The sequence below is a fragment of the Halomicrobium zhouii genome (assembly GCF_900114435.1).
In the GTDB taxonomy this organism is placed as follows: Archaea; Halobacteriota; Halobacteria; order Halobacteriales; family Haloarculaceae; genus Halomicrobium; species Halomicrobium zhouii.
In genome coordinates, this window is the sequence record NZ_FOZK01000001.1 from 408885 (window position 1) to 433236 (window position 24352).

A 24352-nucleotide genomic window follows, 5' to 3' on the forward strand; every position below is an offset into this window, starting at 1 on the left:
GCGCGAATCACGCTTCCCGACCGCTCCGCAACTGCCCGGCCGGGAGCGCGTTTTATCGCGCGACCAGGGGAAGGGCAGGGCTGCGGTAGCGGGCCTGGCGGACTGAAAGGGCGAGGCGGGCTCCGGGAACCCGGGCGCAGTAAGCACCGCAACGCAGTGAGGAGCGCAGCAAGCCCCGGGACTGGAGCCCGCCGAGGGCTTTCCACTGTTTGCGGTATTGGCACTGACGCCGAGAGCGCGGATCGATGACTTTCCACTACTCTCAGCCAGATCACCAACGCCTAGCGATCACCCGAAAACGTTCCCGGACTAAACAGAGAGTCACTCGTACTCGTCACGGAGTTCCATGTCGGCGACGACGTCGTAGGGGTGATCGCCCTTCCGAACCCCGTCGAGAATCGCGAACGCCTCGTCCGGGGCGAGGAAGAATCGCGTCACGGCGCGGCCGAGCGGCGTCGGCCGCAGCCCGTCGATGAAGTCGTACTCCAGCAACTTGCCCAGCGCGTGCTTGGTCGGGACTTCGCCGACCATGCGGTCGTTGAGCCGCTTGGCGGCCTTCCCGCCGACGGTCACGTTCGCGAGCGTCTCCTCGACGGCGGCGGACTCGTCGTAGGTGGTGATGACGGGTTCCATCTCGCCCTTGAGGAGCTTGAACGCCACCTCGTCCTCGGTCATCTCCATGCTGTTGTGGTACGAGCAGTCGGGCTCGACGAGGAGGTACACCGTCCCCTTGTCGTGGTAGTCCGGCCGACCCGCCCGACCCAGCATCTGGGAGAAGTCCTGGACGGTGAGCCACTCGATACCCATCGCCAGCGAGTCGAAGACGACCTGGGAGGCGGGGAAGTCGACCCCGGCCGCGAGCGCGGCCGTCGTCACGACGGCGGCGATCTCCTGGTCGGCGAACTGGCGCTCGACCCGGTTGCGCTTGCGGTTGTCCAGCCCGGCGTGGTAGGGGGCCGAATCGTACGCCAGCTTCCGGGAGATCTGGTGACAGCGCCGCCGCGAGTTGGTGAAGATGATCGTCTGGCCGCGATAGCCCTTGCTCGACTTGCTGTCGAAGGCCCGCCTCACCAGCTTGTTCTCGATGTCGGTCTTCTCCTGGCCGTCGGCGAAGGTGACGTGGCGTTCGATGGGCACCGGCCGCTCCTCGAACTCGATGAGCTTGGCGCCGAGCTGGTCGCCCAGCTGGCCGGGGTTGCCGACGGTCGCCGAGAGGTAGATCCACTGGGTGCCGTCCGCGCCGGGGTTCTCTTCGCAGTAGTACTTCAATCGGGAAATCAGCCCGTCGAGGCGGTGCCCGCGCTCCTCCTCGCCCAGCGTGTGGACCTCGTCGATGACGACGGTACCGATGTCACCGAGGTTCTTCCCCGTCCGGAGCGCGTGGTCGATGCCCTCGTAGGTGCCGACGATGACGTCGGCGGAGGGGTCGAAGCGGTTGCCGTCGCCGCCGACGCGGGACGAGCCCACCCGGAGCGTCACGTCGACCATGTCGCCGTAGCGCTCCTGGAACTTCTCGTACTTCTGGTTGGCCAGGGCCACGAGCGGCACGAGGAAGAGCATCTTCCCCTTCCCATTCAGGACCCTGTCGAGCCCGGCCATCTCGCCGATGAGGGTCTTCCCCGTCGCCGTCGCCGAGACGACGAGCTGGTCCTCGCCGTCGGTGGCGCCGTGTTCGACGGCGAGGCTCTGGACGGGCAGGAGGTGCTCGAACCGTCCCTCCAGGTGCTGCTGGATACCGGGGTGCAGGTCCAGCGAGTCGACGCGGACCGGGTCGACGTCGTCCGTCGTCGCCGAAATCTCGTCGAATTTCGTGAGATCGGGGTCGAGGTTCCCCTTCAGGAGGTTCGAGATGCGCTCTAGATCCTGCACCTCAAGCAGCAGGTCCTCCAGGCGGTCCCTGGCGTCGCTAGTGATCCCGCCGCTGAAGGCCAGTTCCCGGTCGAGTTCGGCCTTCGCGCAGTCCGGACAGATGGACTCGCCGTCGGCGTCGATCGCAGTATTCGAAGTTATCGGCGAGTACTCGCCGCTGGAGGCACAGAAGCGACAGGTCCGCACGACGGTACACTCCAGCTGGTAGCCCGCCAGCATCTCGCGAATCTCCTCGCGACCCGCAGGTGAGGTCTGCTGGGAGACGTGGATGCGCTCCGCTCGGCGGGCCAGTTCGACGAACTGGTCCGGGCTGCGCAGCTCCTCGCTGGACCCGTCCTTGATCCGCAGCCGCCGGGGACGGGGCCCGGCGTCGGTTTGCTTGCATTCGAGCACGCCGTGGAACACGCGATCGCCGTCCCGCTGGACGGCCACCCGGTAGTCGTCCCCTCGCTCGTGGAGGAACAGCGTGTCCACCTGCGCGACCTGCTGAGACACAGCCGTATCGAGGAGGCTGCGCTACTTGAGATGTTCGGACTGGCTATGTGGGACGATCACGGGGAACACACTGCAGCCCCGCTCGCTCACAACTGCCCTGTGTGTGGCCGAACGGTGAAAAACTGGCCTGAGCGCACGGAAAGCACTTACCCTCCGACAGTAGACCTCTGCGTCGAGACACATGCCCGACCCCTGGCCCCGACGGCGTGCCCTCCGCGCCGTCGCGGCAGCGGCCCCGCTCGCACTCGCCGGCTGTAGCGACCGCGACGCGCCCGGTACTCCCACCGACGGCCCCGACACCGACGAAACCACGACGGCGCCGACCGACGAGGAGGACAGACCGACGGCGACGGAACGCTCCCCGAAGCCTCTCGACGCCGCCGGCACCTGGCCGCAGTTCGGCGCCGAAGCGGGCCACACGGGCGTCACGGCCGCCACTGGCCTCCCCGAGGACGGCGAACCGTACTGGCACCTCCGGCGGATCCGCAGCGGCCCACCGGTGCTGGCCGACGGGCGGCTGTTCCACTACGCGGAACTCGGCGAGGACACCAGTGACCGACCCACGCTGACGCCGACCCCCGAGGAGGACACGCTCGTCCACAGAGTCGACGGCCCGCCCGCACTCGTGGCTCGCGACGCCAGCGACGGCCGGATCGAGTGGACGCAGTCGCTACCGAACGCGAGCCGCGGCTGGCCGGCCCTCGCCGACGGACGGGTGATAACCTGCGTGAAAGGGCAGGTCGCTGCGTTCGACGTCGCGGATGGCAGCCCCGCCTGGCGCGTCGACGTCGGCGACGACAGCCCGACCGATCCCACCGTCGTCGACGACGCCGTCGTCGTTCCGTTCTCCGGCTCCGTCGACGGCCAGTCCGGCGAGTACGTCCGTCGCCCCTCGGTCCGCGCCTACGCGCTCGACGACGGCGAGGAACGGTGGTCGGTCGAACCGCCGAAGCGCCAGAACGGCGTCGCTGTCGCCGACGGGACCGTCGCGGTCGCCTCCGGCGGCTGGGACGGTACGGGCGTCGTCCTCGGCCTGTCGCTCGCGGACGGGAGCGAACGGTGGCGGACCGAGGTAGCGGGGGACGCCTTCACGACGCCCGTTGCGGTGGACGGCACGGCGTACGTGGCGAGTAGCGACGACTACGTCCAGGCGCTCGAACTGGCCGACGGGTCGGAGCGGTGGCGGCGCGACTTCGAGGGCCGGCCTCGTGGTCTCGCCGTCGACGGCGAGACCGTCTACGTCGGCGCGGGGCGCTCCCTGGCAGCCCTGGCAGCGAGCGACGGCAGCGTCGACTGGCAGGTCGTCCCCGCTTCGGAGAGCGAGTCCGTCCAGTCGGTGGCGGTCGGTACCGACGCCGTCTACGCCGGGACCATCGGCCTCGATGCGCCCCTGGTCGTCCTCGACCCGACCGACGGCAGCGAGCGCTGGCGTCACGACTTCCCGGACAAAGTCGTCGGCGGCGACCAGGTGATGGGCGGCGTCGAGTCCCAGCCGGTCGTCGCCGACGGCGCACTCTTCGTCAACGCCGTCGACGGCCTCTACGCGTTCGGGCCGGCGGAATGAGCGGACACCCCATCGTTCACGAGGCCGTTCGGAGCCACGCCCAGCCCATCACCAGCAGCCCGCCGAACCCGATGACCACGTGCCCCCAGCTCAGGATAGCCGTGAAATTGGCAGTCACGTACGCTACGCCGGCCGCAGTGGTCAGGACGAAGGTCCCGGTCGCGGCCTGGAGAGCGAGTGGGAAGCCCTCAGTCGTCTCGGGGTCCTCGCCGACGCGCGATGCGACTCCCATCGCGACCAGAAACAGTCCGACGATCAGACCCAGCGACAGCAGCGGGACCCACTCGGCCATCGGGGCGCCCCGTTCGAACTCCTGGTAGCCGTCGGTCACGAGCCCGAGACTGACGAAGAGTCCACATCCCGTCGTGACGATCTCAATCGCGGGGTTCTTCGATGTCATTGCAGGTCGAACCGGGTGAGCCGTCGCCTCGGCTAGATTCCACCGCGACCTGATCGTATAATAACGTCGTTACCGCGCGCCCACACACGGGGGAGTCTTGCTCGACCGGCGGCCTACTCCTCCACCAGTTCGATGGCGTCGTCGCCGGCCGGGACCGCACAGAGGAACGCACCCTCCTCGTCGCCGTCGTTGCGGTACCAGTGCACCGCGCCGGCGGGGATGTGGAGGCTGTCGCCGGCCTCCACCTCGTACTCCTCGCCCTCGATTCCGACGGTGTACTTCCCGGCCAGGACGTGCTGTTCGTGTTCGATCTCGTTGGTGTGTTTCGGGACCGACCCGCCGGGTTCGAGCGTGAACCGGCGGATCGCCAGGTTCGGGGCGCCCTGATCCTCCCCCACCAGCACGCCCTTGGCCATCCCGTCGGCGGCGCCGACGTCCTCGTACTCGACGTCCTCCGCGCGGCGAACGAGTGGGTCGCTCATGCACGCCTGTTCGCCTCCGGGCCCGAAAGGCGTATCGACCGGCGTCCTCGACCGGCCGGAATCTGTCCTCTACAGGGGGCTTAAGACCGTCCCCGCTCTAGCCTCGCGCATGCGACGGTTCCGTATCGGGAGCGCGTTCGGGATCCCCATCCAGCTCGATCTCACCTTCCTGCTCGTCCTTCCCATCTTCGCGTGGATCATCGGGTCGCAGGTCACCCAGACCGTCGACCTGCTCAACCGGGCCGGCGCCGGTCTCGACGCGGCGGTGCTCACCACTGGCTCGCTCCCGTGGGTCCTGGGCGTCGCCGCCGCCGTCGGATTGTTCGCCGGCGTCGTCCTGCACGAACTGGGCCACTCGCTGGTGGCCCGGCGCTACGGCTACCCCATCGACTCCATCACGCTGTGGCTGTTCGGCGGCATCGCCCAGTTGACCGAGATGCCCGAGGACTGGCGCCAGGAACTCACTATCGCCATCGCCGGGCCCATCGTCAGCGTCGTGCTGGGCGTCCTCTCGTACGTCGCCTTCGTCGTCGTCCCCGGGTCGGCGGAGACGGGGTTCCAGGCCGCCCGCTTCGTGCTGGGCTACCTCGCGCTGATGAACGTCGCACTCGCCGCGTTCAACCTCCTCCCCGGGTTCCCGATGGACGGCGGCAGAGTCCTCCGGGCGCTGCTGGCCCGCAACCGTCCGTTCGCCAGGGCGACCGAACTCGCCGCCGAGGTGGGGAAGTGGTTCGCCATCCTGCTGGGTCTCTTCGGCCTGATTCCGCCCTTTAACCCGCTGCTCATCGGGCTGGCATTCTTCATCTACATCGGCGCCGAAAGCGAGTCCCGCCAGACGGTGATGCGGGCCGCCTTCGAGGGCGTCACCGTCCGCGACGTGATGACGCCCGCCGAACGGGTCACCACCGTCGACCCCGAGACGAGCGTCAGCGAACTGATCCGGACGATGTTCCGCGAGCGCCACACCGGCTACCCCGTCGCCGTCGGCGACGACGTCGTCGGCCTCGTGACGCTCGACGACGCCCGCGCCGTGCGCGACGTCGAGCGCGACGCCTACCGCGTCAGGGACGTCATGACCACCGAGCTGTTCACCGTCTCGCCCGACGACGACGTGATGACGGCGCTCACGGAACTCGACGACAACGAGGTCGGTCGCCTGCTCGTCCTCGACGACGACCGATTCCTCGGCCTGCTCACCCGGACCGACATCATGACCGCGCTGACGATCATCAAATCGAGTCCGAACTACCAGAACGGCGCCGAGGAGAGCGACGCCGCCGTCTTCCGACCCCAGTCCTGAGGGAGGCGACGGCGGCGAAAACAGCTACTGCCCGCGCTCAGAGGCCAAGCGACCGGGCGAGTTCCTCGACGCTCTCGAAGACGTCCCACTCGGCGTCGGCCGCGTCGTCGGCGATCCGCGTCTCGACGTCACCCCGTTCGATGGCCGTTCTGAACGCTCGCTCCGGGTCCGATGCGTGCGCGATTCGCTCGAACGTCTTCTCGTCGGTCCGCAGCGTCACCGTCGCGTCTTCGCGCGCGCCGCGTTCGAGCCCCTCGATCCCCCCGCTCTCGTTCACGTGGAAGGAGAACACCCGTTCAGTCCCCTCACCGCCCGATACGTGGAGCGTGACCGTCTCGCCGGCCAGCGACTCGTTGCCACCGTCCGTCGCGTTCGCCTCCGCGTTCGCGGCGACAGTCCCGTCCATCTCGGGTGACTGCGCAGCGGTCCCCGCGAGGGCCGGCACCCCGACGAGCGACAGCGTGACGACCAGCAAAATCGACTGCAGTACCGCGACTCGTGTCTGTGACTGCACAGACGGTGATTACTCTCGTCCACCTTAACTCCGGGTGGTAACTATCTGGATTTCTATAGGTGTGGCGGGGAGGACAATATCGCCGCAGTACTGCGGTCTCACTGCCACTGGATGCCGAAATTATCAACAACTGGTACGTATCTGATCCGTACTCCGCCTCTCAGCACGGTGTCGCTCGGACGCCGATAGACTCACTCCGCTCGTCTATCGAGCCCTGCGCTCCCTCCGCTCGCGCAGGACGCCTGCCCGCCACCGGAGTTCCGCCCGCGAGTAGTGGCCGAACTCGGCGCGGCGGTGACAGGCGATGCAGAGGGAGACGACGTTGTCGAGGGTGTGGGCGTCTGCCATCGAAAACACTGGCGACTCGACGAAGACTCGAACCGGAATGATGTGATGAACGTCCGGATTACGGCCCAGCGTTTCAGCGTCGGCTCCGCAAATAACGCAGGCGTATTCGTCCCGTTCGAGCGCCTGACTGCGAACCTGGTCCCAGCCTGATCCATACGCTTCGTTCCCACCGCCACGCCAGTTTGGATGTCCCTCTCCCGTAAATTCCTCGGAAATCCACTCTGCGAGACAGTCACGACAGCAGAGCGTCGCCTCGCCATAGACGCCACTCGGGTACCGTTCGAACGACACATCGCAGACGTCGCACGTGTACTGTCGTTTCCCCCCTTTCCAGCGTGGATTCGCATCGCCTTCGAGATGGGGCGTCGTTCGCCACGACTCACTTTCGACACACGTCGAGCAGAACTTCCCCGGTTTCTCACTGGGGTAGTACTCGAAGTCAGCCCCACAGATCTCACACGCCGTGGTTTCCTTCCCACCCCGGTAGTTCGGATTGTTCTCACCATCGTACGAGACTGCTCTATCGTGGCACTCAGACGAGCAGTACTTCTTCGCGTAGTCGCTGTAGAACGAGACACCACACTCCTCACACTCACGATTCGGTAGGCGCTCGTCGTGCGAAGCGCTGTGATGGACGCCCAGTCCACGCCTGCTATCGAACTGATCACCACAGGTCGGACACGTGTGTTCCGCCATATTATTCCAGCATACCTTCGAGAAATTAAAAACTCCCCAAGCGCGGTGAAAGTAAAACGGTGCGGGGGAAACCTCGCCGGAAACTTAGCGGCAAAAGTTGTCTAGGTCCAGGTGCGGGAATTGAACCCGCCTCACAGCCGCCACAGGGCTGTAGGATGCCACTACCCCAACCCGGACACGTTGAAGCATATGAGGATAACCGGCTGAGATAAATATACGTTACGACTCCACCCCCGCTTCGAGAGGCTTTTGCACCCGGACCGCCTTTCCCCGTGCAAGCGTGGCCATCACGGACAAGATATACGTCAAGAACCACCGCCAGCTCGCCTCACAGCTGGAGACGTCGTTCCCCAAGGGTGCGTTCAAGGGCGCGACCCTGGACATCCTGTTCCAGGGCGAGGGGCTGGCGAAGCTCAACGAGGCCAGTCGCGACCGGGTCCTCGAGTTCGCCGAGGACTTCCTGGACTGTGACTGCCAGGCCAACCCCCACTGCGGCTGTGCCGAGCGGAAGTTCACCCGCTACCTGCTGGAACTCCGCGAGCAGGGCCTGGGGCCTCAGGGCGTCGTCGACGTGATGGGCGACGACTACATGCTGTACGCCTATCCCGGCGACGTGCGGAACTTCCTCGACGACTCGATCCGGACGCTGGAGGCGGTCGAGGCGCTGGCGGAAGTCGACGGGCAGGGAGACGTCGCAGCGAAGGCGCGCCAGAAACGGGACGACCTGGTTTGACATCCTCCCCGGTGTGAACACCGGGATCTCCTCTCCGGCGTGGGAGTCTCAGACTGCCTGCGACTCCCCGGAGGCAACATTCCCGTCACGAGGGACGGTACTCTGGTCTGTGCGCTGTTCTTTGGGACGGTGAGAGCGTGGTGACTCCGACCAGGTGTGGTCGTCCCACTCGAACCGCACGGGCCGTGCCATCGGCCTGACTGCGTTGCTCGTGTGCCGCTTCAGGAACGTCTCTGATGCTGCAAGGTCGGCGTGTCCCTCGAACCCACACGGACACGTGAGTGTGTCCTGATGCCGTGTCGTTCGGTCTGTCGAACCACACTGCGGGCACGCTTGACTCGTCCACGCTTCCGACCGAACTTCGATTGCAATTCCGTACTCTTCGGCAGTACAGGCTAATCGTTCGGTGAACTGCTTGAACGCCCAGAAGTTGTGGGTCTTGGCGTTAGTCTCGACAGACCAGTACGTCTCCAGTACGTCGGTCAATCCACCGATATACACCGTGTTCACGCCGTCCTCGTAGAGCCGCTCCAGCAGGTCACGGCACAGCGCTTCTTGAGCGTGCTCGCGGCGACGGGTTCGTTTCCGGTATAGTCGCCGGATGCGTTTGCTACTGTATCGGCCATCTTCGAGTTTCGACTGTAATCGGGCAATCTCTCGCGTCGTCTCGCGGAACCGCTGGAATAACTCGCGGCCCTCGTACAGATATTGCTTGCCGGTCGTGGTAGTGCAGGCGACGAGGTTGTTCGCACCGATGTCCAGAGCGGCCGTCTCGTCAGCCAGTGGAGTGTCCCGGACGTCCTCAGAAACAGTGACGGGTTGCGAAGCTCGGACGGTGCTATCAGTCTCGTCGTACCACAGGTCCAACCGACCCTGTTTTTCGTACTCAGGCCAGTTCGGGTCGCCAGCGATTTCGAGCCGGAGTCGTCCAGTGTGGTCGTATCGGTCTTTCAACTCGCTCCCAACGAGTATTTCAAGTCGGGAGCGCTCGCCCCATTCGACCGTGTACGACGTATTGCGAATGACGGTCTTGAGTTGCCGGCCGTCATCTTCGTTCCCACGGAAGCCCGGTGGTTCCGGGTGTTCCGTGACTAATGTGTTCGACTCGCCGTGATACTGGTCTTTCAGACGAAAGAACCCGCGCCACGCTTCGCTGTTTGTCCGTATCACCTGTTGCGCGGTTGATGCACCAAGCACGCCTTTATACTGACCTTCGAGACTGCCGGTGTCGGCGTCCCAGACGCCGCCCTCGAACCCCTCTTCGTCGTTGTACCGCATGAGGCGTTCGTAGTTGACTTCGTTCCAGAGAGCGGCGGAAGCGTCCAACAGGTCCACCAGCAGTTGCTCTCCACTCTCGGAGAGTGGTCGGACGGCGAATGTGTTGGTTCGCTTCATCTGCCAACTGATGGAAGGAGCGCTTGGAACATAAATTACAGTCCTTCTGGGCGAAAGTAAAGCTGGTGGAGACTCGGGATGAGCAGTTCCACGGCGGTTTCTCAGCGGAGCGTACGCTATTCACGCCCATTGAACAAACCGAAGGTTTAGCGATGCCCATCAGAACGCTCAGCGTTCTGAGGATGCCGTGAACGGCGTGACTCTCTCGCTGTTGAAGGGGAGAGACGCCGCAGAGAAGGGCCGGGCCGAGTTCAGCTAGGCGTCTTCGAAGCTCCCGATGCGGTAGGAGGTCTCCTCCTCGTCGTCGCCGTCGAGGTCCTCGAGCTGGACGACGTCTTCGTCGTCGTTCTGGTCGAGTTGCTGGCGGAGTTTGGTGACGTAGCGCTTGTGCTCTTCGAGCTGTTCGCGCAGGTGGTCGGCCTCCAGTTCGAGGCGCTCGTGTTCCCGGACGAAGCTCTTGGGAACCTCGACCTTGGGCGGGAAGCTCTCGGTGGTGCTCTCGGACTCGCCGACTTCGTGTTCGGGGACGACCTCGACCTGGCCGTCGTGGGCGACGAGCATGTCGACGTAGTCACGGAAGACTGCAGACAGCGAGATGTCACGTTCCTCTGCGATGTCCCGGAGCGTCTCGAACTTCTCCTGGCTCACCCTGAACGAGATGGTCTTGTTCTTGTTGCCCATTGATGTGTTACTGTTGCTCGTTCTACCCACTTAATCGTTTGTCAGACGCACCTACGTCGGGCGATCGGGGGACCGACTCCAGTACCTCGCACCGTCGTATCACTTTCCCGAGGGATGTGGAAAGCGACAGACGGCGACAGAAGTGATGCACAGACTGAAAATTTAGATTATGTGTGTCTGTACACTGAATATCCGCGACTGATGGAGAGACGACTGTCGTCGACTGTCCCAGGTGTCACCGGCGTGACTGCCTGGGTGTCATCGGCGTGACTGTCTGGGTGTCACCGACTCGCCGGCGGGGAGGCGCTCCGGTAGCGCCCCCAGATCGTGCGTCGGTCGCCGATCCAGCGGTAGAGTCCCTCCCGGAACCGGGCGTAGCCGGGGACCTGCCTGAGGGCGCCGAACAGTGGCCGCGTCGCCGGGAGCGCCAGTTCGATGGTTCGCTCGGCGGCGGCGCCACACGAGTAGGCCGCGTCGTCGGTCAGGAGGTGCATGCACCGGTCGTAGGACTCGGGCAGTCGGGCGCGCTGGTCGGGCGAGAGCTCCGAGAAACCCACTGGCTCGAACTCCCCGTGACGGAGTGCGAGCTCGACCGACCAGGTACAGAAGCCACACTGGTCGTCGTAGACGAGCCGTGGCGGGGCAGCGGCGGTCTGTGCGGTGTGTGCAGTCGACATCATGTGAACCGGCCTGTCTCCGCGTCGCACTCCTCGCAGACCGTCACGAGTGCGTCGCGGTCGTCGGTCATCTCGATGCGGTTCTCGGTGCGGCCGCCGCAGTCCGTACACTCCCGGAGCATCTCCGTCGCGCCGGCGTCGGCGGGTGCGCCCATGGCGAGCGCCACCACCCGCTCGTCACCCCGGTTAGTGCCGAGTTGCCACTCGCCGGGGGCGAAGCGGATGAACTCGCCAGCAGCCACGTCGACGTCACCGTCCTCCGTCTCGAACGTGACGGTGCCGCGCTGGACGTGAAATACCTCCTCCTGGTCGGCGTGGCGGTGGTAGCCGAAGCCGAAGCTGTCGCCGGGGGCGAGCTCGTAGTAGTTCACCGCGACGTCGTCGGTGTCGAGCGCGTTCGAGAGCGGGCGCTTGACGTCGGCGGGACCCATCCGCGAGTCGACGGCGTCGAGAGTGACCTTCTCCATGTCTGACGATTGGGCGGCCAGCGAGTAAAGGTACTGGGCGTGCGGGGCGGAGCCGCTGCTGGTCGGGCACGGTATCGCGAAGAAACGGGAGTCAGCCGGCGTCCAGTCGAACTGTGTGAGACTGGGCTCGGGAGACGAGTGCAGCGAGTCTCCCGGCGTCCGGCGGAACTGTGTGAGGCCGGGCTCGGGTGACGACCAACGGGAGTCAGCCGGCGTCCAGTCGAACTGTGTGAGACTGGGCTCGGGAGACGAGTGCAGCGAGTCTCCCGGCGTCCGACCGCTGTCGTAGAACTACGGGCGCGTGTGGGCGGCGGGGCTCACTCGGACCGGTCGATGTCGAGCTCTTCGTCCACGTCCGAGAGCCACTCGGCTTCCTCGAGCTCCTCCAGTTGCTCGCGGAAGTGCACCTGGCAGACGCCGACCTTCACCGCGTCCTTTTCGACGGCGACGTCGGCCTCGTTCTCGCAGTAGTGGCACTGCATGGCAGGCGCTATGGACTGGGGGGCATTGAACCCTCCGCTCTCGTATGCCAGGCGTCAGACGGCCGGTTGTAATGGATTACACCTATCACTATCAGACGTCGAGGGCCCGGCGGATGCGCTCGAAGGCAGCGTCGTCGAGGCCGGCCACGCCGAGAACCTCTCCGTGGGCGTCGCTCCCGCCGGTTTCGAGCAGGTCGTATCGTTCGACGGCCCGGTCGACGGGTGCCGTGTCGACCGCGTCGTCGTAGGGGTACCAGCGCTCGACGGCGTCGAGCGAGTCACACAGGGCGAGCGCGGCGTCGGGGTCGGGGTACCGCAGCGGATGCGCCAGGCCGACCAGCCCGCAGGCCTCGGCGAGGAGGTCGCGCCCGCGCTCGAACGAGGGCACCTCGCGGGGGACGTAACACGGGCAGTCGTCGCCGATCAGGTCGTCGAAGGCTCCCTGGACGTCGTACTCGCTCACCTCGGCGATGGCGCGTGCGACGTGGGGGCGACCCAGCCCGGGTCGGGGCTCGACGGGCAACGAGACACCCAGGCGGTCCTCGACGCAGTCGACGATGGCGGCGCCGCGTTCCTCGCGGTTCGCCTGTATTCGGTCGCACTCCGAGACGAGCGCGTTGGTCGGTCGGGCGCCGTAGCCCAGCAGGTCGACGCGCTGGTCGCCGGCGTCGACCCGGAGTTCGATTCCGTGGATCACCAGCATCCCGTCGCGCTCGACGACGGGCCCGTCGAGGTCGGGATGAAGGCGGTCGTGGTCCGTGATGGCCACGGCGTCCAGCCCTGCCTCACGAGCGATACCGGGCACTTCCGGGAGCGTCAGCGTCCCGTCGGAGTTCGTGGTGTGGACGTGCAGGTCGGCGACGACCATCTCGACTCGACCCTCGCCCGCTCACCCTATGCCGGTTCCGGTGTGCACCTTATACGCCCTTGATGGCATTGTATGATTAATAGTGAAGGTTTATTAACGACCATGAAGAATGCTGGTGCATGCGACTGCTCGACAGCGCGACGACGCCGATGAACGACCACGACTACCCCGCGACGACCAGCGACCTCATCGAGGCCTACGGCGACGTGCAACTCGACCTCCCGAACGGCACGGAGTCCCTCGGCGACGTGCTCGAACGACTCACGCCGGAGACGTACGAGTCAGCCGACCAGGCGCGCCTGGCGATGTACAGCGCCGTCTCCTCGAAGGGCATCGGCCGCGTGGGCTACTCCGACCGCGACCCGGTCTCCATCAGCGAGGACGGCCCCGACCAGCTCTCGATTTAGGGCTCCGTTTCCTGCGGGGAGCGTTTCTGGGTGTAGATCCCCGTCTGATCACCCTTCGTAGACCCGGAGACCAGACCAGTCGACCTCTGACCAGCCGCTCTTGCAGCCTGTGAGTTGAACCGGTGGTTCGTCGGAATTGCGCTGGAAAAAACAAGACTACCAACAGCCAGAAAGCCCTCGGCGCGCTCCGGTCCCGCGGACCTCCTGTGCTCCTCGCTACGCTCCGGTGCTTGAAGGTCCGGGGTTCCCGGACCCCGCCTCGCCCTTTCATCCACCAGGCACAGCACCGCAGCCCTGCCCTTCCCCTGGTCGGCCGACGAGACGGCCTCCCGGCCGGGCGGTTGCGGAGCGGTCAGGAAGCGTGTCGCGCCGCCAGGCGCGACCGGGGAGGGGTGGCGGAGCCAATCGCGAGTGCGTGCCGAACGGAGTGAGGCAGCGCGAGCGACGGCTGTCCCTGGGGGACTGAAAGGGCGAGGTGGGGTCGCGCTGCAAGGCAGTCGCTCAGCGGGCCCTACCCGAACGCACGTGAGGGTATCCCGCTGAGCGACCGCGAGCCCGCCGAGGGCTTTCGAGGTGTTTACGGTCGTGCTCACTCAGGTCGTTTCGGCCGTCACAGATCGATACGTAGCTCACTTGTACTGAGCAAACATTACCACTCACTCCGAAAATCCGACGTCGAACTACCGGTCCAGGAACTCGGGTCGGTCGACGATGTCGGTGCTATCGACCTCCTGGCGGTCGAGCACGTCGCTGGTCTCCAGTGCCTCGGGGAGGCCGTCGCGGCCGCCGGTCGGGCGGTCGTCCGGGTCGACGGTGACCGTCTCGCCCTCGACGAGCTCGGCCCAGACCGCGTCGCCGTCGGCGTTGGCCCGCTCGGCGGCCTCGGTGGCCTCCTGGCGCCCCTCGCGGTAGGCGAGTTCGACCAGGCTCTTGTTGTAGGAGGTGTCCATCTCGTCGTAGACGGCCTCCAGTTCGTCGCGGTTGTACTCGCCGAGTTTCTCGGCCACGCCGATGGCGTAGGCCCGTTCGGTGGCCTCGTCCTTGTCCAGGGCGTCCCAGTCGGTCCCGTACTCGCGCTCGTAGAGGCTCATGACTCGATTTTCTCGTCCGGATACACCTGCAGGCCCTGGTTGGAGAAGTCGATCTGGCGGATGTCGCAGTCGATGGCGGTGCCGCGCATCTTGATCACCTGCATCCCGCGAGTCATGCTGCCGCGGTCGAGGAAGTTGTGGAAGAAGATGACGCCGTGGGCGAGGTAGTGTTCGTCGCTGTAGGAGGACGGATCGGTCATCTCCGAGATGAGCAGGATGGTGGCGTCGGTCTGCTTGAGCGCCGAGAGGAAGCCCGTAATCTCCTGGGAGACGTCGGTGAGGAAGTGCTGGAGCAGCATCGTCGAGTCGACGACGACGCGGTCGACACCGTTCTGCTCGATGAAGGCGATGAGCCGGTTCGTCAGCCCGCTCTCGGTGCCGAACTGTGAGATGGTCCGCTTGCCACTCTCGGTCACCAGGTTCAGGAACTGGATGGCGTCGGACTGCATCGCCCGGTCGAAGCCGAACTCGTAGCCCGACATGTCCTGCATCAGCTCGGTCTGAGTCTCGTGCATCGTCACGTAGAGGCAGTCCTCGCCCTTCTTCGCGCCCTGGGTGATGAACTGCGCACAGAACGTGGTCTTGCCGCTCCCTGGCGGGCCGCTGATGACGTACAGTCGGTCCTCGAGAAGCCCACCCTCGACGAGCTGATCGAATCCCGGAACGCCGCTCGAAACGCGCATACTGCCTGCAATGCCAACTCCCGGTATAGGTGTTTGCGCTCGGTTTTCAGGGCTGATAACCGACTGGTCGGGCAGGTGGCCGCGGGGGAGTTCCTGGGAATTCGAGCCCCGACGAGCCGTCGCCGACAGCGGTCACTGGAGCGGGCCGACAGCGGTCACTGGAGCGGCTGGACGCACTCCCGGCAGTAGGAGAACTGCTGTTCGTGGTCGTTGAGGGTCCCGCAGTGGCGACAGTGGATTCCCTCCTCGCCGTCGCCGTCACCCGCTCCGGGTCGGGCGGACGGCTGTTCCATCGACCGGCGTGCGGAGCGGTCGACGGAGCCGGGGGCGGCGTCCGGTGAGGCGTCGTCCCGCTGGATGTAGCGGTAGAGCAAGAGCTGGACGAGCGCGAACCCGAGGACGTACGCGACGAGCCAGCCCAGCGCTTCCATGCTGTGTCATACGTTGGCAAGATACTTGGACATTTTGGGGCGAGAAGCGAGTCCGCGGGGATCTGGCCGTCTCCCGGTCCGTATCTGGTGACTGCTACGTGGCGGCGAGGGCCGCGATGCTGGTGTCTGCGACGCTGGTGGCCGCGATGCAGGTGTCTGCGACGCTGGTGGCCGCGATCCCTGTCCCGGTCAGGCGTCCGGCGGGGTCCGGTCGCGCCCGAACTCGTCGAACGTCTCCACGTCGTCGGGGACCGCGTAGTCGAGTTCCCGTTCGTCGCGGCGGTCGACGTTGGCGCCCTCGATGGGCTCGGCGACCGACTCCCAGCCCGGTTTGACTTTGACGCTCTCGGCCGGTGTCCCGGCGGCGATGTGGTGGGCCGGGACGTCGCGGGCGGCGATAGACTTGGCGGCGAGGACGCTGTTCTCCCCGAGACGGACGCCGGCGCGGACCATCGAGTCGTAGGTCACCCGGACGTCGTCCTCGATGATAGTGTGATAGTTCTCGATGGCGGTCTGGTCGTTGACGTCGTGGTCGTGGCTGTACACGTGGGCGTCGTCGGAGATAGAGACACGGTCGCCGACGGTGAGTTTGCCGCGGTCGTCGAGGTGGACGTCGTCGTGGATCACGACGTTGTCGCCCACGGAGATGTTGTGGCCGTAGGTGAACGAGATCCCCTTGAAGAAGCGGCAGTTCTCCCCCACCGACTCGAAGAGGTGCTCGGCGATCATCTGCCGGAAGCGCAGCGCGAACTCGACGTTGTCGGCCATCGGTGTCGCGTCGAACTGGCGCCAGAGCCACTGGAGGTGTTTCGACCGGGTGAACCGCTCCTCGTCCTTCTCGGCGTAGTACTCGCTCTCCAGGGTCGCGTTGCACGGGTCGTATCCCTGGAGGCGCACCCGTTCGGCGGGCGAGACGCTGTCCCCGGCCTGCCAGCGCTCGTAGGCGGCCCGGTCCCCGTGGAGGTCGATCAGCACGTCCTCGACGACGTCGCAGGTGTCCTCCTCCCCCGAGAGGCGCTCGTCGACGTCGGAGATGAACGCCCGCAGCCCCTCCTCCGCGAGCGGCGGTAACGAGACGTGACGCTTGGTCATACACTGCTCAACACAGTGGGCGGACAAAGGGGTTTCCGTTACCCGAGTGTAACCACCCGACGCAGGCGTGTTAGGCGGTGAATAGGTATCTTTCACCCAGAACTAAGTTCCGGCTTCGAGACGGATCAGCCATGACAGAGCCGGGCGACCGGTCACTGAGCAGACGCGTGTTCGTGAACGGACGTGAACGGCGACTCCGGGCCGGGTGGCGGTTGATCGCTGCGACGTTCATTCTCGTCCTCGCGTCGCTGGCGCTGTTCCTCGCCGTCGACTACGCCCAGGCGATCCTGTCGTTCGCCGGCCCGCTGGTCGTCGGCGGAATCCTCGCCTCGACACTCGTGGCCCAGACCGCGTCGAACGTCCTCATCACGGGCGTGCTCGTGGTCGCCGCGTGGTTCGTCGACCGCCGGACGCTCCCCGACGTGGGGCTCGGCGGCCGGCGCTGGTGGCCAAACCTCGGCTTCGGCCTCCTCCTCGGCCTGGCGATGACGACGGCCGTCTTCGCCGTCGAACTCGCCGCCGGGCTGATCACGGTCGAACAGCTGTTCCTCAGCAGGCCCGGGCTCGGTATCGACGAATCGTTCCCCGTCGCGTTCGTCCTCACCGTCCTCATGTTCGTCGCCGTCGGCGTCGGCGAGGAGGTGCTGTTCCGTGGCTACCTGATGACGAACGTCGCCGAGGGGCTGAACGGGCTCGGCCCGATCGGTCCCCGGACCGCCCTCGGTATCGCTGCCGTGGCCACCTCGGCCATCTTCGGAATCGTCCACATCGCCAACCCGAACGCGACGCTGGTCTCCGCGTTCAACATCACCGTCGTCGGCGTCTTCCTCGCGTGGACGTACATCGTGACCGAAGACCTGGGCATCGCCATCGGCGTCCATATCACCTGGAACTTCTCGCTGTCGTCGGTGTACGGCTTCCCCGTCAGCGGACTGACGACGCCGGCGACGGTCCTCGACGTCCGCCAGACCGGCGATCCGTTGGTCACTGGTGGCTCGTTCGGCCCCGAGGCCGGTCTCGTCGTCTACGTGGCGCTGGCCCTCGCCATCGGCCTCACCTGGTGGTGGGTCCGCCGGAGCGGCGCCACGGACTGGTTCCCCACCGGCGTCGCCGTCCCGGACCTGCGGAACTCGCGCGACGAAGGGGCTTCCGACGGGGAGCCGCGACGGACTGCGGGCGGCGGGGCGGACTGATAGTGGTAGTTGTAACGTTGTACCGGCGTTCGCCGGTACCGGCCACGTCGAACGCCGGGAGACTCGCTGCACTCGTCTCTCGAGCCCAGTCTCACACAGTTCGGCCGGACGCCGGCTGACTCGCTGCACTCGTCTCCCGAGCCCAGTCTCACACAGTTCGACTGGACGCCGGCTGACTCCCGTTGGTCGTCACCCGAGCCCACGCTCACTCCGTTCGCGTGGACGCCGGTACGGGCTTACAACTACTACTGTGAGCGGACTGGTCCAGGTAGTATACAAATAACACGGTCCGGAAGGAAGATATGGCAGCAGTTTGACTCGCGAGTGATGGCTGACTCTCAGAGGGGAGACGCCGGTGACCGTTCCCGTTCGAGGTCTGCAGGTTCGCTCTCCCGCCGGCGACTGCTGGCCGCTGGCTCTGCCGCGGCGGTCGGGGCCAGCGGCCTCACCGGGCGAACGGTCGCCACGCCGAACCGTGCGGGACTGGCCGCCGCGGACGCACAGGGTTCCGACGACGAGCGAATCGAGGAGGAGGCGTGGGTCGAGACGGTCGTCGACACGGACGGCAGCGGGGATGTCGACCGGATCTACGTCAGGGTGTCGCGGCCGGCGTCGACGGCGAACGGGGACCAGTTGCCCGTCATCGCGACCGCGAGCCCCTACTACGGTGAACAGACCCACAGCGATTCGACCCCGGAGATGCTGTACGACCGCGCAGTCGAACTCTCCGCGAGCGAGGACGGCGATTCCGCCAGGGCGACGGTTGACGCGACCGACAGTAGTCGTCGGACGGACCGCAGAAGCCCCGACCACCGGCCGGCCCACGCGAGTTCGCTGCCCGACGCACGCGCTCTCCAGCGTCGGTACGTGTCGAAGGGGTACGTGGTGGCACAGGTGTCGTCGCTCGGGACCCACCGATCAACCGGCTGCTACACGGCCGCCGGTCCGCCGACGATCGAGGCGCTCGTGGCCGTCGTGGACTGGTTCAACGGCCGCGCGACGGCGTACGACTCCCCGACGGGCGGGGCCACTGTCGAGGCCGACTGGACGACCGGGACGACGGGGCTGATCGGGGCGTCCGCGAACGGTGAACTCGCGAACGCCCTGGCGACGACCGGGGTCGACGGGCTCGAAGCCGTCGTCCCACAGTCCGCCAACAACGGCCAGTACTCGCTGTTCCGCGCGAACGGGACGCCGATATCCGTCGTACCGGACGAGTCGGCGGGGATGACCGACCTCGGGACGTGGGTCCAGGCAGGGAACGCCAGGCGACCGGCGTGTGACCACTGGACGGAGCGGATCGAGACGGGACAGGACACCGCCACTGGCGACTACAACGACTTCTGGCACGAGCGCGAGTTCCTCCCCGACGCCGACGCCGTCGACGCCGCGGTGTTGTTGACTCACGCGGTCGACGACCCCATCGTCAAGCCGAACAACGTCGCGGACTGGTACGAGGCGCTCGACGCGGCCGACGTCCCGCTGAAGCTCTGGTTACACGAGGGGGGTCACAGATCGCCTCGGGGGCAGCGGTGGGAAACCTTACTCGACCGCTGGTGGGCCTACTGGCTCAAGGATGTCGACAACGGCGTCATGGACGAGGACCCGGTGACGGTCGTCCGGGGCGGGAAGCCAGTGCTCGGAGGGTCACGAGAGACGTATCAGGAGTGGCCGGTCCCGGGCGCCGAACCGGTGACGCTCCGGTTCCGGACCGGCGGAGCGACGGCGGGCGAGGCGTCCGTCGGCGACCCCGACCCGGCAGCGGAGTCGTTCGTCGACGACCCGTCGATTCCGGTCCGCGAACACGCCGTGGCCACGGAATCGGGCCACCGGCTCCGCTACGGGACGCCGCCCCTCGAGACGTCGGTCCACGTCAGCGGGCGCGTCGTCCCCAGCCTCTCGCTTTCCTTCGACGATCCGACGGTCGTGAGCGTGGCGCTCGTCGAGTACGGGCCCTCCGGGGCCGACGTCGTGACTCGCGGCTGGGCCGATCCCCTGAACCGGCCGAGCTATCGCGAGTACGACTCGCCGGTCGCGTACAAGCAGTCTTTGCGAGAGTCACGCCCGCTCGATGCGGACGAGCCGGTGACAGTCGAGTTCCCGCTCCAGGCGACCGACCACGTCTTCGAGGAGGGGTCCCGGATCGGACTGGTCGTCTACGCGACCGACAGGGAGTTCACCCTCCGCCCGCCGGGGAACGCGACGGTGACGCTATCGCTCTCGGAGAGCGCCGTCGAGATGCCCGTCGTCGGCGGGGAGACGCCACTCACCGACGCGTTCGCGGACGACGCCACCTACGGCGAACAGTTCTGGGCCCGGTCGTCTTCGGGGCCTGTAGACGGGTTCGGGCCCGGACTGGCCGTCGGTGGCGCGCTCGCCGCCCTCGGCGCTGGCGGCTACCTGCTGAAGCGACGCCTCGCTGGCGGCGGGGACGGGACGGCGTAACTGTCTCGCCGAAAGGCGGGTTCCACACCGCCTAAGTAGACGCGCTCAATAGATCCGATCATGCACTACCGCGAGCTCGGCAACTCCGGCGTGGAGGTGTCGGAGGTCGGCTTCGGCGCCTGGGTCGTCGGCACCGACTGGTGGGGGGACCGCACGCGCGAGCAGGCGATCGGCATGGTCCAGCACGCCCTCGACGAGGGCGTGACGTTCTTCGACACGGGCGACGTCTACGGCCACGGGAACTCCGAGGAACTCGTCGGCGAGGCGCTGGCCGAACACCGCGACGAGGTCACCCTCTCGACGAAGGTGGGGTACGACTTCTACAACAACCCGCAGGCCGGCCACGGCGAACTCCCCAAGGAGATGGACGCCGACTACCTCCGCACGGCGTTCGACCGCTCCCTGGAGCGCCTGGACACCGACTACGTGGACCTGCTGATGCTCCACAACGCCAACGTCGACGAGGTGACGCCGGACGTCCTCGAACTCCTCGACGAACTCCGCGAGGAGGGGAAGGTCGAGGCCATCGGCTGGGCGCTGGGCCCCTCCATCGGCTGGCTCGCCGAGGGCGACGCCGCCATCGAGAACGAGTTCGACGCCGTTCAGGTCGTGTTCAACCTGTTCGAGCAGACCCCCGGCCAGCACTTCATCGACACCATCCGGGAACTCGACGCCGACACGAGCGTCCTGCCCCGCGTTCCGCACTCCTCGGGCCTGCTGAACGAACAGGTCACCCCCGAGACGGAACTCGACGAGGGCGACCACCGTGGGTTCCGGCCCGAGGAGTGGTACGAGACGGGCTGGGAGAAGGTAGAGACGCTGCGCTTCCTCGAACGGCCGGAACGAAGTTCCGGCGACGGCGCGAGCGGCGACGAGCCGCGAGCGGACCCGGACCACGCCGACGGCACCCGTACGATGGGCCAGGCGGCGATCCAGTGGCTGCTGGCCCACGACGAGGTGGCGAGCGTCACGCCGACGTTCCGAACCACCGACGACGTCGACGAGTGGGCGGGCGCCTCCGACACGCCGCCGCTCTCCGACGCAGAGTTCGAGCGCGTGCAGGCCCTCTACGCGGACAACTTCGGGATCGACCGCGACGACGGGATGGACGCGCTTCGCTCTTCGGTCGACGGGGCTGACCTCGAGGGGACCGGGATGAAGTCGGCGGGCGACTGACCACACGCACGTCTCGTCGTGGGTGGTCGTCGGTTGACCGTCGAAGGCGGGCGACTGACCACACCCACGCCTCTCGTCGTGCGTGGTCGTCAGTTGACCGTCGGAGGTGGGCGACTGAGGGAGCCGGATTTCGCCTGGAGGACGCTGGAACCCCTCCGTTTCCCGTCGAATCCCTTCGCCATCTCTCGATTTCTCCGTCCGTCGTTCGACTTTCGCTCCGGGGTCAGACGGCCGTCAGACGCGAGACGGCGGTCGGTTCGACTCGAACCGAGGGGGTTCGACGCTGATCATCGACGCCGTCCTCTCTCTTCTCCGAGAGGTCTCTCGCCCCGTGACTCGATCCCAACCCGATCGCTTCGGCTCGAAATCAGTTGCCGGCCTGCGATTGGTACAATATACCACGACAGATCCGGTCCGGCGTCAGACGCCTCTCAGGACGCTGACGTCACGCCGGAGAACTCGAACCGGGCGCCCCCGTCGTCGCCGTCGGTCACGCGCACCGACCAGCCGTGGGCGTCGGCGATGCGGTCGACGATGGCGAGGCCGAGGCCGGTGCCGCCCTCGTCCGCGTTGGTCGTGTAGCCGGGTTCGAACACCTCGTCCCTGTCTGGTGCCGGGACGCCGGGACCGTCGTCCGCGACGAAGAAGCCCGACGCGTCGTCGAGGGGGCCGACGACGACGGTTACGTCACTGCCGGCGTGTTCGACGGCGTCCTCCCGAGCGTGCGAGGGTGGGCTCGTGGAGCTATGCTCCACGGCGTTGCGAAAGAGGTTCTCCAGGAGCTGACTGAGGAGGCTCTCGTCGGCCTCGATGCGATCGATCGGCTCGACGGTCAGCGTCGCGTCCGCGGTGGCGACGTGCGACCAGGCGTCGCGGACGACCGTGGGGAGGTCCACGGCCGAGAGCTGTTCCACGTCGGTCTTGCGAGCGAGCACGAGCGCGTCCTCGACGATCGTGTTCATCCGTTCGAGCGAGGACCGGACGGCCGCGACCTGTTCGTCGTCGCCGTCGAGCAGTTCGGCCCGGCCGAGCGCGACGTTCAGCGGGTTCCGGAGGTCGTGGCTCAGCACGTCGGTCAGGAGCGTGAGCTGGTCGTTGCGCTCCTCGACGGCGAGTTCGGCCTCCCGGCGGTCGGTGATGTCCGTGTGGACGACGAGGACACAGCGGCTCCCCTGGTACTCGAACGGGAGCGCCCGCATCATGAACCACCGGCGCTCGTCGGGCGAGTGACAGGGGTACTCGAACTGAAACGACTCCCGTTCGCCGTCGATGATGGACCGGATACCGCTCGCGGCCTCTGTCGCCGTTTCGTCGCCCTCTGCGGCGTCACACGTGTCGAGATAGTTCTGGCCGATCATGTCCGGGTGGAACGCGATGCCGTTGTCCTCCGCGAAGGTCGTCCAGCACCCGTTCGTCTCCAGGATGGTTCCGTCCGCGTCGAGGACGGCCACCTCGCTTGGCATGGCGTCGAAGGCGAGCGACCGGAGTTCGTCCGCCTCGACGCGTCGGCGTGAATCGGTCACGATGCCGTTAGTACGTGGTGTGTGAGTATAAGGCCGTTCGTCGATTATCGACCGCGAGAATCGACCGCCGAACGTGTTCCCGCTCCGCAGGACCGTTCGGGTGTGAGAAGGACCCGCTCCCGTCGGTCGCGTCGCCCTTCTATTCGTTCAGCAGACCGTCCTGTTCGACGCGCATGACTGCCTCCCCGTCGGGGAGGTTCGGCGCGTCGACGAGCTTGACGATCCGCTTGGTCCCCTTGGACTTGCGGAGGTAGATACGGAACGTCGACGTGTGCCCCAGGATGTTGCCACCGATGGGCTGTGTCGGGTCACCGAAGAAGGAATCGGGGTTCGAGGCGACCTGGTTGGTGACGAGGACCGCGGTGTTGTTCAGGTCACCGACGCGCATCAGGTCGTGGAGGTGCTTGTTGAGCTTCTGCTGTCGGTCGGCGAGTTCGCCACGGCCGACGTACTCGGCGCGGAAGTGGGCGGTCAGCGAGTCGACGCAGAGCAGGCGGACGGGGAACTCCTCGTCCTGGCTCTCGCTGGCGATCTCCTGGGCCTTCTCGGCGAGCAGGATCTGGTGGTTGGAGTTGAACGCCTTCGCGACGTGGATCTTGTCCAGCACCGACTCGACGAGCGCCTCGAGGTTGCTCTCGTCGGTCGGGTCCGCCGTCTCCTCCTCGCCCACGACGCCGTGGAGTTCCATCGTGTCCGCGAGGACCTCGTCGTCCAGGCCGCGGACCATCTGGTCGATACGCTCCGGGCGGAAGGTGTCCTCGGAGTCGACGAAGATGGTGGAGCCCTCCAGGCCACCGTGCTCGGAGGGAAGCTGGACGGTGACGGAGAGCTGGTGGGTCACCTGGGACTTGCCGGCCCCGAACTCGCCGTACACCTCGGTGATCGACTGGGTCTCGACGCCGCCGCCGAGGAGTTCGTCGACCTCGTCGACGCCCCAGGTGAGCTTGCCGATCTGTTCACGACGCTCCAGCACTGTGGCACCGGTCTCGAAGCCGCCGATGTCGGCGGCCTTCCGGGCGGCCTGGATGATGTCGGCGGCGGAGGACTCGCCCACGTCGGCGGTGTTGGAGAGCTCTCCCGGACTGGCGACGGCGATGCCCTGGTAGTTGTCGAATCCGTTCTCCTTGAGCTTCTCTGCTGTCGCCGGTCCGACGCCCGGCAGGTCTTCGAGTTCTTCCTGTGCTGCCATGGATTTCCCTTATGCGTGGGGGGATATAAACCCCCGTTAACAGGGGAGTGAAAGTGAAACTGGCCGACAGCGGTTCGACAGGCGGTGAACCGATCCGGACGTTTACGCCGGAGGGCGAACCGCGCGGTCCCGAGCCGAATCCGGGAGCACG

24 protein-coding genes and 1 tRNA gene are annotated in these 24352 nt (G+C 66.5%); 7 read left to right on the forward strand and 18 right to left on the reverse strand.

Annotation, left to right across the window (positions count from 1 at the left end; genetic code table 11):
- Positions 1-321: 321 nt before the first annotated feature.
- Positions 322-2364 carry a DEAD/DEAH box helicase gene (locus tag BM337_RS01975; protein ID WP_089813392.1) on the reverse strand — a complete coding sequence of 681 codons (2043 nt, stop codon included), beginning with the start codon at positions 2362-2364 and terminating at the stop codon, positions 322-324.
- 181 nt (positions 2365-2545) lie between these two features.
- Here BM337_RS01975 and BM337_RS01980 point away from each other — a divergent pair, with 181 nt between their 5' ends.
- Positions 2546-3928 (forward strand): outer membrane protein assembly factor BamB family protein, encoded by a 1383-nt coding sequence (locus tag BM337_RS01980; protein WP_089813394.1) that lies wholly within the window; start codon positions 2546-2548, stop codon positions 3926-3928.
- Positions 3929-3944: 16 nt separating this feature from the next.
- On the opposite strand, the gene BM337_RS01985 is transcribed toward BM337_RS01980, so the two are convergent.
- Both BM337_RS01985 and BM337_RS01990 read right to left on the reverse strand, forming a co-directional pair.
- On the reverse strand, positions 3945-4328 hold the full coding sequence (locus tag BM337_RS01985) for a hypothetical protein (RefSeq protein ID WP_089813396.1): 384 nt from the start codon (positions 4326-4328) through the stop codon (positions 3945-3947).
- A gap of 113 nt (positions 4329-4441) precedes the next feature.
- On the reverse strand, positions 4442-4810 hold the full coding sequence (locus BM337_RS01990; RefSeq protein ID WP_089813399.1) for a cupin domain-containing protein: 369 nt from the start codon (positions 4808-4810) through the stop codon (positions 4442-4444).
- A 109-nt stretch (positions 4811-4919) separates the two neighbouring features.
- On the opposite strand from BM337_RS01990, the gene BM337_RS01995 reads away from it, so the two are divergent.
- Positions 4920-6110 (forward strand): site-2 protease family protein, encoded by a 1191-nt coding sequence (locus BM337_RS01995; protein WP_089813401.1) that lies wholly within the window; start codon positions 4920-4922, stop codon positions 6108-6110.
- A 37-nt stretch (positions 6111-6147) separates the two neighbouring features.
- On the opposite strand, the gene BM337_RS02000 is transcribed toward BM337_RS01995, so the two are convergent.
- The 3 genes from BM337_RS02000 to BM337_RS02010 form a co-directional block, all read right to left on the reverse strand.
- The gene (locus BM337_RS02000; protein WP_143117619.1) at positions 6148-6624 is read right to left on the reverse strand and encodes a hypothetical protein; all 477 of its coding nucleotides are present in this window, start codon (positions 6622-6624) and stop codon (positions 6148-6150) included.
- 204 nt (positions 6625-6828) lie between these two features.
- Positions 6829-7668 (reverse strand): HNH endonuclease, encoded by an 840-nt coding sequence (locus BM337_RS02005; protein ID WP_089813405.1) that lies wholly within the window; start codon positions 7666-7668, stop codon positions 6829-6831.
- A 105-nt stretch (positions 7669-7773) separates the two neighbouring features.
- A tRNA-His gene (locus tag BM337_RS02010) sits at positions 7774-7844 on the reverse strand.
- A 104-nt stretch (positions 7845-7948) separates the two neighbouring features.
- Between BM337_RS02010 and BM337_RS02015 the strand changes: the two genes are divergently transcribed.
- Positions 7949-8401: a DUF5814 domain-containing protein gene (locus tag BM337_RS02015; RefSeq protein ID WP_089813407.1), complete on the forward strand. Its 453-nt coding sequence runs from the start codon at positions 7949-7951 to the stop codon at positions 8399-8401.
- A 48-nt stretch (positions 8402-8449) separates the two neighbouring features.
- Here the strand turns inward: BM337_RS02015 and BM337_RS02020 are convergent, their stop codons facing one another.
- The 6 genes from BM337_RS02020 to BM337_RS02040 form a co-directional block, all read right to left on the reverse strand.
- Entirely contained in the window at positions 8450-9796 is a 1347-nt protein-coding gene (locus BM337_RS02020) for an RNA-guided endonuclease InsQ/TnpB family protein (protein WP_089813408.1), read from the reverse strand.
- A 255-nt stretch (positions 9797-10051) separates the two neighbouring features.
- The gene (locus BM337_RS02025; protein WP_089813410.1) at positions 10052-10477 is read right to left on the reverse strand and encodes a DUF8146 domain-containing protein; all 426 of its coding nucleotides are present in this window, start codon (positions 10475-10477) and stop codon (positions 10052-10054) included.
- Positions 10478-10758: 281 nt separating this feature from the next.
- Positions 10759-11157 carry a thiol-disulfide oxidoreductase DCC family protein gene (locus BM337_RS02030; protein WP_089813412.1) on the reverse strand — a complete coding sequence of 133 codons (399 nt, stop codon included), beginning with the start codon at positions 11155-11157 and terminating at the stop codon, positions 10759-10761.
- Entirely contained in the window at positions 11154-11621 is a 468-nt protein-coding gene (locus BM337_RS02035; protein WP_089813414.1) for a cupin domain-containing protein, read from the reverse strand. The genes BM337_RS02030 and BM337_RS02035 overlap by 4 nt, the downstream gene beginning before the upstream one ends.
- Positions 11622-11938: 317 nt before the next feature.
- The gene (locus BM337_RS20895) at positions 11939-12103 is read right to left on the reverse strand and encodes a DUF6757 family protein (protein ID WP_177227112.1); all 165 of its coding nucleotides are present in this window, start codon (positions 12101-12103) and stop codon (positions 11939-11941) included.
- 91 nt (positions 12104-12194) lie between these two features.
- The gene (locus BM337_RS02040; RefSeq protein ID WP_089813416.1) at positions 12195-12971 is read right to left on the reverse strand and encodes a PHP domain-containing protein; all 777 of its coding nucleotides are present in this window, start codon (positions 12969-12971) and stop codon (positions 12195-12197) included.
- 119 nt (positions 12972-13090) lie between these two features.
- On the opposite strand from BM337_RS02040, the gene BM337_RS02045 reads away from it, so the two are divergent.
- Positions 13091-13378, forward strand: a complete 288-nt coding sequence (locus BM337_RS02045; RefSeq protein WP_089813418.1) for a DUF5789 family protein — start codon at positions 13091-13093, stop codon at positions 13376-13378.
- Between the two features lie 680 nt (positions 13379-14058).
- On the opposite strand, the gene BM337_RS02050 is transcribed toward BM337_RS02045, so the two are convergent.
- The 4 genes from BM337_RS02050 to BM337_RS02065 form a co-directional block, all read right to left on the reverse strand.
- A complete protein-coding gene (locus BM337_RS02050; protein ID WP_089813419.1) occupies positions 14059-14469 on the reverse strand; it encodes a DUF8057 family protein in 411 nt (136 codons plus the stop codon).
- Positions 14466-15152, reverse strand: coding sequence for an RAD55 family ATPase (locus BM337_RS02055; protein WP_089813422.1), 687 nt, complete (start codon positions 15150-15152; stop codon positions 14466-14468). Before BM337_RS02055 ends, BM337_RS02050 begins: the two co-directional genes overlap by 4 nt.
- 155 nt (positions 15153-15307) lie before the next feature.
- On the reverse strand, positions 15308-15583 hold the full coding sequence (locus BM337_RS02060; protein ID WP_089813424.1) for a DUF7577 domain-containing protein: 276 nt from the start codon (positions 15581-15583) through the stop codon (positions 15308-15310).
- 189 nt (positions 15584-15772) lie between these two features.
- On the reverse strand, positions 15773-16675 hold the full coding sequence (locus BM337_RS02065) for an acyltransferase (protein ID WP_089813426.1): 903 nt from the start codon (positions 16673-16675) through the stop codon (positions 15773-15775).
- 131 nt (positions 16676-16806) lie between these two features.
- Between BM337_RS02065 and BM337_RS02070 the strand changes: the two genes are divergently transcribed.
- The 3 genes from BM337_RS02070 (at position 16807) to BM337_RS02080 (ending at position 21489) form a co-directional block, all read left to right on the forward strand.
- On the forward strand, positions 16807-17868 hold the full coding sequence (locus tag BM337_RS02070) for a CPBP family intramembrane glutamic endopeptidase (protein ID WP_089813428.1): 1062 nt from the start codon (positions 16807-16809) through the stop codon (positions 17866-17868).
- Positions 17869-18195: 327 nt separating this feature from the next.
- Positions 18196-20313 carry a CocE/NonD family hydrolase gene (locus tag BM337_RS02075; protein WP_089813430.1) on the forward strand — a complete coding sequence of 706 codons (2118 nt, stop codon included), beginning with the start codon at positions 18196-18198 and terminating at the stop codon, positions 20311-20313.
- 60 nt (positions 20314-20373) lie between these two features.
- Positions 20374-21489 (forward strand): aldo/keto reductase, encoded by a 1116-nt coding sequence (locus tag BM337_RS02080; RefSeq protein ID WP_089813432.1) that lies wholly within the window; start codon positions 20374-20376, stop codon positions 21487-21489.
- Between the two features lie 431 nt (positions 21490-21920).
- On the opposite strand, the gene BM337_RS02085 is transcribed toward BM337_RS02080, so the two are convergent.
- Both BM337_RS02085 and radA read right to left on the reverse strand, forming a co-directional pair.
- A complete protein-coding gene (locus tag BM337_RS02085; RefSeq protein ID WP_218155502.1) occupies positions 21921-23012 on the reverse strand; it encodes a PAS domain-containing sensor histidine kinase in 1092 nt (363 codons plus the stop codon).
- Between the two features lie 139 nt (positions 23013-23151).
- A complete protein-coding gene (gene radA, locus BM337_RS02090) occupies positions 23152-24201 on the reverse strand; it encodes a DNA repair and recombination protein RadA (RefSeq protein ID WP_089813434.1) in 1050 nt (349 codons plus the stop codon).
- Positions 24202-24352 lie beyond the last annotated feature (151 nt).